Here is a 7880-nt window from a genome sequence, read left to right on the forward strand (position 1 = left end):
AGCGGGCGGACGGTATGCGACAGTTACCCCATGCTCCTGGCACTGCTGCGCCAGTACATCCAGCCGTACCGGCGGCTGGTGGCGGTGCTGATGGCGCTGCAGCTGATCAGCAACCTCGCGACGCTGTATCTGCCGACGGTCAACGCCGCCATCATCGACGAGGGCGTCGCCAGGGGCGACACGACCACGATCGTCCGGCTCGGCATGGCGATGCTCGGCGTCACCGGCCTGCAAGTGTTGTGCTCGGTCGGGGCGGTGTATTTCGGCTCGCGCACCGGGATGGGCTTCGGACGCGACCTGCGCGCGGCGATGTTCGAACACGTCACCACCTTTTCCGAGCGCGAGACCGCCCGATTCGGAGCGCCGACGCTATTGACGCGCAGCACCAACGATGTGCGGCAGATCCAACACCTGGTCCAGATCGCGGGCACCGTGCTGGTGACGGCCCCGATCATGTGCCTCGGTGGGATCTTCATGGCCATCCGCCAGGAGGCCGCGCTGACCTGGCTGCTGTTGGTCAGCGTGCCGATCATGGCGGTGGCCAACTACTGGGTGATGTCGCACATGCTGCCCCTGTTCCGCCGCATGCAGGGCCTGATCGACGGCATCAACAGAGTGATGCGTGACCAGCTGGCCGGCGTCCGGGTCGTCCGGGCGTTCGCCCGGGAGGAGTTCGAGCGTGACCGCTTCGCTCGCGCCAACACCGCGCTGTCGAACACCGCACTGACTGCGGGCAACTGGCAAGCGTTGATGCTTCCCGTCACCACCCTGACCATCAACGTGTCCAGCGTCGCGCTGATCTGGTTCGGCGGGTTGCGCATCGACCGCGGCCAGATGCAGGTCGGCTCGCTGACAGCCTTTCTGGCCTACTTCACCCAGATCCTGATGGCGGTGTTGATGGCGACGATGACGCTGGTGGTGTTGCCGCGGGCCGCCGTCTGCGCCGAGCGGATCACCGAGGTGCTCGCGACTAGCCCCGCCGTCACCGATCCTCCGAATCCACGATCCCCGCGTGGTGCGATCACCGGAGCGGTGCGTTTGGACGGCGCGACGTTCACCTATCCAGGCGCCGATCGCCCGGTGCTGCAGGATATTTCCCTGACCGCGCTGCCCGGAACCACCACCGCCATCGTCGGCAGCACCGGCTCGGGCAAGTCGACGCTGGTCTCGCTGATCTGCCGGCTCTACGACGTGACCGGCGGAGCCGTCACGGTCGACGGCATCGACGTCCGCGATTACCAGACCGAGCGGTTGTGGTCGGCGATCGGGCTGGTTCCCCAGCGCGGCTACCTGTTTTCCGGGACGGTCGCCGACAACCTGCGGTATGGCGCCGCCCCGCACCAGCAAGTCACTGACGAACAGATGTGGGAGGCGTTGCGGGTCGCCGCGGCAGACGATTTCGTCCGAGCCCACGATGACGGGCTGCGCATGCGCGTGGCCCAGGGCGGTATCAACTTCTCCGGCGGACAGCGGCAACGACTCGCCATCGCCCGGGCGGTAATCCGCCGCCCGGCCATCTATCTGTTCGACGACTCATTCGCCGCGCTCGACGCCCGCACCGACGCCCGGGTCCGTGCCTCGCTGCAGGAGACTTCCGGCAATGCCACCATAATCGTTGTCACACAACGCATCTCGATCGCTGCCAAAGCCGACCAGGTGATCGTGATCGACAACGGGAACCTGGTGGGCGCGGGCACACACGAATCGCTGCTGGCCGACTGCACCACCTACGCCGAATTCGCCGATTCGCAATCCGTCGGCGCGGTGCGCTCGGGTCGAGTCGGGGGTGGGTCGTGACCCGCGCGACCGCCCAGGCGGCCGACCAGACCACACACGTAATCCGTTCGCGTGACTTCTGGGGCCCGGCCGGTCGTCTGGTGAAACAGCTTGCGCCGCAACGACTCCTGTGCATGGCGGTGATCACCTTGGGAATCACCGGCACGGCGATCGGGGTGGTCGTGCCGCGAATCCTGGGACATGCCACCGATTTGCTGTTCAACGGCGTCATCGGACGCCAGCTCCCCGCCGGAATCACCAAGGCGCAGGCCGTCGCCGCCGCACGCAGCCGAGGCGCCAATACTTTCGCCGACCTGCTGTCCGGAATGAATGTGGTGCCCGGCCATGGTGTGGACTTTGGGGCGGTCGCCCGCACCCTGGCGCTAGCACTGGGACTTTACCTCGTTGCCGCGGTGCTGATATGGGCACAGGCCCGGCTGCTCAACGTCACCGTGCAGCGCACCATGGTGGCGCTGCGTTCCGATGTCGAGGACAAGATCCACCGATTGCCGTTGTCCTACTTCGACGGCCGCCAACGCGGTGAACTGCTGAGCCGCGTCACCAATGACATAGACAACATCCAATCGTCGCTGGCGATGACGATCAGCCAGCTGCTGACATCGGTTCTGACCGTGGTGGCGGTACTGGCGATGATGCTGTCCATCTCGCCGCTGCTGGTGGCGATCACCGTATTGACGGTGCCGTTGTCGCTGTTGGCGACGCGGGCGATTGCGCGACGTTCCCAACGGCTCTTCGTCGCGCAATGGACCAGCATCGGCCGCCTCAACGCCCACATCGAGGAGACTTACAGCGGTTTCACCGTGGTCACGACGTTCGGCCACCAGGCGGCCGCGCGCGAGCAATTCCGCACCCTCAACGAGGACGTCTACCACGCCAGCTTCGGCGCTCAATTCCTCTCCGGGTTGGTGGCGCCGGCGACGACGTTCATCGGCAACCTCGGCTACGTCGCCGTCGCCGTGGTGGGTGGCCTGCAGGTGGCGACCGGCCATATCACTCTGGGCAACATCCAGGCGTTCATTCAATATGTGCGGCAATTCAATTCACCGCTCAGCCAGCTGGCCGGGATGTACAACACCCTGCAATCCGGGGCGGCCAGCGCCGAACGCGTCTTCACGCTGCTCGATGAACCCGAGGAATCGCCGGATCCCGCGCCCGCCGCCCAACCCGGCCCGGGCGGCACCACACCGCAGCCGGGTGGACGCGTCGAATTCGCCCACGTGAGCTTCGCCTACCGCCCGGGCACTCCGGTGATCGAAGACCTGTCCATGGTCGCCGAACCCGGCAGCACGGTGGCGATCGTCGGGCCGACCGGAGCGGGCAAGACCACGCTGGTGAACCTGCTGATGCGGTTCTACGACGTCGACGCGGGCGAGATCCTGCTCGACGGTGTCGACATCACCACTGTGGACCGTCAGTCGCTGCGGTCGCGAATCGGCATGGTGTTGCAGGACACCTGGCTTTTCGAAGGGACGATCGCGGAGAACATCGCCTACGGACGTCCCGGCGCCGGGGAAGGCGAGGTTCTCGACGCCGCCAAGGCCGCCTACGTCGACCGTTTTGTGCGGACATTGCCGGCCGGTTATCAGACCCGAATCAGCGGCGACGGCGGCAACCTCAGCGCCGGCGAAAAGCAACTAATCACCATCGCGCGCGCATTTCTCGCCCGCCCACACTTCTTGATCCTCGACGAGGCAACCAGTTCGGTCGATACCCGCACCGAGGCCCTTATCCAGCACGCGATGTGTGAACTGCGTCGCGATCGCACGAGTTTCATCATCGCGCACCGACTTTCGACGATCCGCGATGCCGACCGAATTTTGGTGGTCGAGGCCGGTCGGATTGTCGAACAGGGCAATCACGCCGAATTGCTGGCCCGGCGCGGCGCGTATTACGCGATGACCCAGGCCTAGCGCCGCGCGTCTGGCGGGCGCATTGATAAGCGGCCGCGATCGCTACCAAGAAGTTATTGAGAAGACACCAAGGAACAAACGCGACGCTGGGATGGTCATACTCAGTACGCACCTGAAAGGGGTGGCAGCAATGTTCTTCCGCCGCATCATCACATTCGCCACGACCGCCGTCGGCACGGCCGCCATCGGGCTGGCCGCTATTGGCATGGCCGGCACCGCCGCAGCGAGTTCGGTGCAGACCGGCGATGAGGCGTTCCTCACTCAGATGCAGAGCCTCGGCATCGCTTTCCCGTCGACGCAAGATGCGGTGCGAGCGGGCCACCAGGTATGCACCGGCCTGGCCGCCGGCCAGACTCGGATCGCCGTCACCGTGCAGATCTTCCGTCACACCAGCCTGACTCCGCCGCAGGCGGCCAACGTGGTCGCCGCGGCGACCGACGCCTATTGCCCGCAATTCTCCGGACAACCCGCCTAGGCCGCCGTTGCCACTCGAGCACAACTCCTCGCCTCGCGCTGCGTACGAACACATTTCAGTCATCCGGTATCCACGCTGCGTCCAGCGGGCCGATGAATTCGGCGACGTGCCCTCGGAGCTCGACGGTTTGTCGGGATCGTCAACGAATCCGCGCACTTGGCGTCACAATCACAAAGTGACCTCACATCCGACGCCGCGGACGCGCAAAGGTTGGTAGGCGCGATGGCGGACAAACGTCTCGGATTCGGTCTGCTCGGACCGTTGGAGATGAGCGTTGACGGTGCTCTGGTGCCGCTGGGCACGCCCAAACAGCGAGCGGTGCTGGCCATGCTGTTGATGAACCGCAACAACCCAGTGGGCGTCGACCGGCTTATCACCGCCCTGTGGGACGAGTCGCCGCCATCGGGGGCGCGGGCCAGCATTCACTCCTATGTGTCGAACCTGCGCAAGCTGCTGACCGGCGCGGGCGCCGACCCCCGCATGGTATTGGTCGCGGCGCCGCCGGGTTATCGGCTCAACATCCCCGATCAGGCTTGCGACCTCGACCGCTTCACCACCGAGAAGACCGCCGGCGTGCACGCGGCGGCCGCGGGCCGCTTCGAACAGGCCAGCCGGCACCTGTCGGCCGCCTTGGCCGAATGGCGCGGCCCGGTGCTCGCCGACCTGGAAGACTTCCGGTTCGTCAACGCCTTCACCACTTCCCTCGTCGAAGAGAAGATCCTGGCCCACACCGCACAGGCCGAGGCCGAAATCGCCTGCGGACGTGCATTTACCGTGATCACCGAATTGGAAGCCCTGACGGCAGAACATCCTTACCGCGAGCAGCTGTGGGCTCAGTTGATGACCGCGTATTACCTGACCGACCGCCAGTCCGACGCGCTCGCGGCCTACCGCCGCGTGCAAAACTCGCTTGCCGATGACCTCGGAATCGACCCGGGCCAGAACTTGCGGGACCTCAATGACCGGATCCTGCGCCAAGAACCGGTGGACGCCAAAAAGAACGCCATGACCACGGCGGCGGTCGCAATCACGGTGCTCGAGCAGTACACGTCGGACCATAGGGTGGCCGCCTATTTGAATGAGGTGTCCGGGCGCAGGTATCCGCTGCGAGGGTCGACAACGATTGGGCGGCTTGGCGACAACGACATCGTCCTGGACTCCCCCAAGGTAAGCCGCCACCACGCCGTCATCGTCGACACCGGAACCGGTTACATCATCGACGACCTGCGGTCGTCAAACGGCGTGCACGTGCAGGACCAACGAATCCGTTCGGCCGCGACTTTGCGAGACGGCGACCGCGTCCGGATCTGCGACCGCGAATTCACCTTCCAGATCGCCGCTGACAACGGCAACGAGGGATAGGACCTCGGCAAGCCGACCCGCGCTGACACGCGCGGCAATTGTTCCCGTTATCGTGCGGTGGGACGCCTGCGCGCTTACCGTCATGATTGCTCAGTCACGGGTTGCTGGCAGGCCAGGGGTTGGGTTGGAAGGATGCGGAATGAGTGACGAGCAGTCCTCACGGGCGGGGTCGATGTTCGGCCCCTACCACCTAAAGCGGCTGCTGGGCCGCGGTGGGATGGGTGAGGTCTACGAGGCCGAACACACCGTCAAGGAGTGGACGGTTGCGGTCAAACTTCTCTCCGAAAGCTTCAGCAGAGACCCGGTGTTTCGCGAGCGGTTGAAACGCGAAGCCCGCACCGCCGGTCGTTTGCAGGAACCGCACGTGGTGCCGGTACACGACTACGGCGAGATCGACGGCCAGATGTTTCTGGAGATGCGCATGGTCGAGGGCACCGACCTGGACAGCGTGCTCAAACGCTTCGGCCCGCTCACCCCGCCCCGCGCGGTCGCCATCATCACCCAGATCGCCTCCGCGCTCGACGCCGCCCACGCCGCCGGGGTGATGCACCGGGACATAAAACCCCAGAACATTCTGGTTACCCGTGACGACTTCGCCTACCTGGTCGACTTCGGCATCGCCAGCGCCACCACCGACGAGAAGCTCACGCAGCTCGGAACCGCCGTCGGTACCTGGAAATACATGGCGCCAGAACGATTTTCCGACGCAGAGGTCACCTACCGTGCCGACATCTACGCACTGGCCTGCGTGCTGTTCGAGTGCTTGACCGGATCTCCGCCCTATCGGGCCGACAGCGCCGGTGTCCTGGTCTCCGCCCACATGATGGACCCCATCCCCGCACCCAGCGAGCAGCGCCCGGGCGTCCCCAAGGCCTTCGATGCGGTGATCGCCCGCGGCATGGCCAAAAAGCCTGAGGACCGCTACGCCAGCGCGGGTGACCTGGCCCTGGCCGCCAAGGAAGCGCTCAGCAACCCCGACCAAGACCGCGCCGCCACCATCTTGCGCCGCAGCCAAGAAGCCGCACTGCCCACCGCGGAATTTCCCGGCGCGCAGGCTCACGGGGCTCCGGCACCTGGCCCGGCGTACCAGCCCACGTTCAACACCCCGCCGCCATCGCCATTCGACCTACCGTCGGCGCCTAGTTCTGGTCCGATACCGTCGCAGAGCGCTCAGGCGTGGACCCCTACCAGCGGCCCGATCCCGGCGGCGGGCCAGCCGGCGCCGCCCTATTACCAAGGCGGCAATGCCAATTGGGGTGCCCCACCGCAGTTCACCAACTCGACACCGTGGGGACAGCCCGTGGCCAAGCCGCACCGCAACGTCTGGCCCATCATCGCGGCCGTCGCCGTGGTGCTCGTGGTCATCGCGAGCGGGGTGGGTATCTGGCTCGTCGCGCGACCCAAACCGGAACCACCGAAGGCCGCGCCGTTGGGGCCCGAACGCCTCAGCGGGCTGCTGCTAAGTCCGGCCGATGTCAACACCGTGATGGGCTCGTCATCGATGCAGCCGGGCAAACCGATCACGTCGACGGACCCCTCCTCGGTGACAGTGTCGGTGCCCGATTGCCAGGGCGCGCTCTACACCACCCAGGATCCGGTGTACGCGGGCACCGGTTACTCAGCCGTCAGCGGGCTGGTGTCTTCGGAGGCGGGCGATAACTACGATCACTGGGTCAACCAGGCCGTGGTGCTGTTTCCGTCCGCCGATAAGGCCAAGAGCTTCGTGGAGAACTCCGCGGAAAAGTGGAAGGGCTGCGCCGGCAAGACGGTGACCGTCACGAACAAGAGCAAGACCTATCGGTGGACGTTCGCCCAGGTTCAGGGCGCCCCGCCGAAGGTCACGCTGATGGACACCCAGGAGGGCGCGGACGGCTGGGAGTGCCAGCGCGCGCTCAGCGTGGCCAACAACGTGGTCGTCGACATCAACGCGTGCGGGTACCACATCAGCGATCAGGGCGGCCAGATCGCCGACAAGATCGTCACCAAGATCGACGCCGAGAAGCCGGAAGGCTGACCGGCCGCACCGCTACGGCGCTAAAGCCCTGGTCACGACGGTAGGTCGGGCCCCTGCGCGCGGAGGTCGTCGACCGCCGACATCGCGTCGCGCAATTTGGCCAGCCACTCGTCGGCGTGTTCACCCACCAGCTTCACCGACCACGCGAGGGCGTCGGCGCGAGAGCGGGCGACACCGGCATCGACCAAGGTGTCCAGCACCTGGCGTTCGGGTTGCTTCAGCCGCGTCATGACCGGTACGGCGATGTGGGTGAACAGAATTCGCTCGGTGCCTGTCTTAGAGCCGACCTCCACGCCCCAGGAAACCTTGCGTCCATAGCGAT

5 protein-coding genes and 1 pseudogene are annotated in these 7880 nt (G+C 65.8%); 5 read left to right on the plus strand and 1 reads right to left on the minus strand.

The window, feature by feature from the left end:
* Nucleotides 1-30 precede the first annotated feature (30 nt).
* From A5652_RS09860 to A5652_RS09880, 5 genes are all read left to right on the plus strand, one after another.
* Complete coding sequence (locus A5652_RS09860; protein ID WP_067349912.1) at nt 31-1797, plus strand: ABC transporter ATP-binding protein; 1767 nt, start codon at nt 31-33, stop codon at nt 1795-1797.
* Nucleotides 1794-3707, plus strand: coding sequence for an ABC transporter ATP-binding protein (locus A5652_RS09865; RefSeq protein ID WP_067349915.1), 1914 nt, complete (start codon nt 1794-1796; stop codon nt 3705-3707). Before A5652_RS09860 ends, A5652_RS09865 begins: the two co-directional genes overlap by 4 nt.
* A 130-nt stretch (nt 3708-3837) precedes the next feature.
* Entirely contained in the window at nt 3838-4182 is a 345-nt protein-coding gene (locus A5652_RS09870; protein WP_067349926.1) for a DUF732 domain-containing protein, read from the plus strand.
* 222 nt (nt 4183-4404) lie between these two features.
* The gene (locus A5652_RS09875) at nt 4405-5544 is read left to right on the plus strand and encodes a BTAD domain-containing putative transcriptional regulator (RefSeq protein ID WP_067349919.1); all 1140 of its coding nucleotides are present in this window, start codon (nt 4405-4407) and stop codon (nt 5542-5544) included.
* 139 nt (nt 5545-5683) lie between these two features.
* Complete coding sequence (locus tag A5652_RS09880) at nt 5684-7558, plus strand: serine/threonine-protein kinase PknH/PknJ (RefSeq protein WP_067349922.1); 1875 nt, start codon at nt 5684-5686, stop codon at nt 7556-7558.
* Nucleotides 7559-7590: 32 nt separating this feature from the next.
* Here the strand turns inward: A5652_RS09880 and abmR are convergent.
* Nucleotides 7591-7880: pseudogene (abmR, locus tag A5652_RS09885) on the minus strand (transcriptional regulator AbmR); the annotation flags it as partial.

This window comes from Mycobacterium sp. 1165178.9 (assembly GCF_001673555.1).
GTDB lineage: Bacteria > Actinomycetota > Actinomycetes > Mycobacteriales > Mycobacteriaceae > Mycobacterium.

What these genes read in the sequence shown, in the direction of transcription:
- A5652_RS09870 (WP_067349926.1), top strand. Translation starts at nt 3,838, where the DNA reads ATGTTCTTCCGCCGCATCATCACATTCGCCACGACCGCCGTCGGCACG.
- A5652_RS09860 (WP_067349912.1), top strand. Translation starts at nt 31, where the DNA reads ATGCTCCTGGCACTGCTGCGCCAGTACATCCAGCCGTACCGGCGGCTG.
- A5652_RS09875 (WP_067349919.1), top strand. Translation starts at nt 4,405, where the DNA reads ATGGCGGACAAACGTCTCGGATTCGGTCTGCTCGGACCGTTGGAGATG.
- A5652_RS09880 (WP_067349922.1), top strand. Translation starts at nt 5,684, where the DNA reads ATGAGTGACGAGCAGTCCTCACGGGCGGGGTCGATGTTCGGCCCCTAC.